This is a genomic window from Nocardia abscessus, from assembly GCF_015477775.1.
Classification (GTDB): domain Bacteria; phylum Actinomycetota; class Actinomycetes; order Mycobacteriales; family Mycobacteriaceae; genus Nocardia; species Nocardia abscessus_A.
Map to the genome: position 1 here is coordinate 1 of NZ_JADLQO010000066.1, position 609 is coordinate 609.

Consider the following 609-nt stretch of genomic DNA (forward strand, 5'->3'; position numbering starts at 1 on the left):
GCCAAGGGGCTCATCCGCGATCTGCCCGACGGCGTGGGACAGAACTGGGGGACCAACGCCGACCGCATCTACGTCTGGACCGATCCCTCGGCCGAATTCGGTGCGCCCCAAGGCGGCCCGGTGGTCTACGGCAGCAAGAACTGGGACGATCCGCACGCCGCCCACACCGTGATCCAGGCATCCATCCCGCCACTGTCGCTGGACCCGCGCGCCACCATGATGGTCGGTTACGGCGTCAGCGACGGACGAGGCAGCTTCACCTACGACGCGGCACGCGACGACGCGATCCTGCACTGGCCCGCCGACGGGGACAGCTACATCCAGGACAACCACATCGGCCCCACCGTCCACAAGATCGCCGGCCCCGACGGCATGCTGATGGACACCAACGCCCTGTTCCCCTCCACCTGGCATCCCCTCGGCGGAGCGAGCATGGGCGCGGTCTGCGACCTGGATGGCCGCGTCCACGAACAACCCGGCCTCTACGTCCTCGACGGAGCACTCATGCCAGGCAACACCGCCGCATGCAACCCCTCGATGACCATCGCCGCCATCGCCGAACGCGCACTCGACAACATCGTCACCCACGACATCGACACCCTGATCTGA

The 609-nt window shown here is 67.3% G+C and carries 1 protein-coding gene; it reads left to right on the top strand.

Annotated features, from left to right (window positions below):
- The coding region (locus tag IU450_RS39290; RefSeq protein WP_228835766.1) for a GMC oxidoreductase at positions 1-609 on the top strand (609 nt) is incomplete at its 5' end.